This is a genomic window from Photorhabdus cinerea (assembly GCF_011189575.1).
Taxonomy (GTDB): Bacteria; Pseudomonadota; Gammaproteobacteria; order Enterobacterales; family Enterobacteriaceae; genus Photorhabdus; species Photorhabdus cinerea.
This window is the reverse complement of record NZ_PUJW01000089.1, coordinates 1-1,790: the sequence shown is the minus strand read 5'-3', so window position 1 is coordinate 1,790 and position 1,790 is coordinate 1. Positions and strand designations below refer to the sequence as shown.

General features: G+C 53.7%; 1 protein-coding gene. It reads left to right on the top strand.

Annotation, left to right across the window (positions count from 1 at the left end; genetic code table 11):
• Window positions 1-48 precede the first annotated feature (48 nt).
• On the top strand, window positions 49-1,790 hold a 1,742-nt coding region (locus tag C5469_RS22620; RefSeq protein ID WP_166310929.1), incomplete at its 3' end, for a type VI secretion system Vgr family protein.

Below are 1,790 nucleotides of genomic sequence, written 5' to 3'. Positions count from 1 at the left end.
CCGTTAAGCCAATAAACACCACATGACAATGTCATCAGGAGGAAAATAATGGCAGATTCAGGACTGATTTTTACCCTCACCGTGGGTAACCTCCCGGCTCAAACCTTTGCCGTGGTTGAATTTACACTGAATGAAGCACTGTCAACGCCATTCAGTCTGGATGCCACACTCACCAGCGCTAACCCGGACATCGATTTTAAGGATGTCCTGGATAACTCCGCCACCCTGACCGTCTACCGTGACGGACTACCCGAACGCGAGGTGACCGGGATTGTCACCCAGTTTGAACACAGCACCACCGGACGCCATCGCAGTCATTACTCCCTGACCCTCCAGCCGGCGCTGTGGCGAGCGGGATTACGCGTCAATTCCCGGATTTTTCAGCATCAGTCCATTACCGATATTATTGACACCCTGCTGAAAGAGAATGGCATCCGGGATATGGTCTATACCTTCGGCTATGAACATTCGGAGCGGGAATTCTGCGTACAGTACGACGAAAGTGACCTGGCCTTTCTCCACCGCTTATTCGCTGATGAAGGCATCTTTTACTACTTTGAGTTTAATCAGGGTAAAAACGGCCAGACGATTTTCTTTGCCGACTCCTGCCTGGCTCTCGGTAACCGCTTTTCCGTTCCCTATAACCCGACACCAGATACGCAGGGAATACAGGGCAGTATCCAGCAGTTCCGCTGGCGTGAACAGGTCGGGATTCAGGGCATTTCTCTGCGGGACCGCACCTTTAAAAATCCCCCCTGGACCGCAGAATATCACTTTTACGAGGCTAAATCGGCCAACCAGCGAACCGATTTACCCAGCTATTATCACTATGATTTCCCCGGGCGTTATAAAGACGAACGGGGTGAACGCATGAGCCGCTATCGTCTGGAAGCCTTGCGCCGCAATGACCTCCTCGGCCACGCTCAAAGTGACTGCTTTTTCCTCTGGCCGGGCCTCATGTTTACCCTCGCCCATCACCCCAAAGAGAAATTTAATGTCCCGTGGCAGGTCATCAGCATCCACCACCATGGCCGGCAGCCACAGGCCGATGAAACCCGCTCCGGTAACACGGGCACCACGCTGACCAACCACTTTACCTTTGGCGACCGCGACCGTTCCTGGCGTCCTTCCCCTTACCCCAAACCCCGCATTGACGGCTTACAGGTGGCCACCGTGGTCGGTCCCGAAGGGGAAGAAATCTTTTGTGACAAATATGGTCGGGTGCGGGTGCAGTTTGCCTGGGATCAATATGGTCAGTTTAACGACCAGAGTTCCTGCTGGATACGGGTCAGCCAGGCATGGGCCGGAAAAGGCTGGGGCATGATGGCTATCCCGCGCGTGGGTCAGGAAGTGCTGGTGGACTTTTTACATGGCGATCCGGACCAGCCGATTATCACCGGGCGCGCTTACCATGCCAACAACCTCCCCCCAAACCGCCTGCCGATGGCGAAAACCCAGATGTCAATCCGGTCAAAAACCCACAAAGGGGAAGGCTTTAACGAACTGCGTTTTGAAGACGAAAAAGATCAGGAAGAAGTGTTTATTCACGCCCAGAAAAATCTGGCGATTCAGGTGCGTAATTCCCGGGACGAGCGGATTAACTACAACCGGACCACCCGCATCGGCCATGATGACGAACTGGTGATTGCCCACAACCGCAAAGTAACCGTAGAAGGGCAACAGGAGCATAAAACGACCGGGAACTATCTTGCCCAGATTGACGGTGACAACGCCTTGCAGGTCAAAGGTGATGTGGCCCAAAAAATCCAGGGCGTATTCAGTGTTGACGC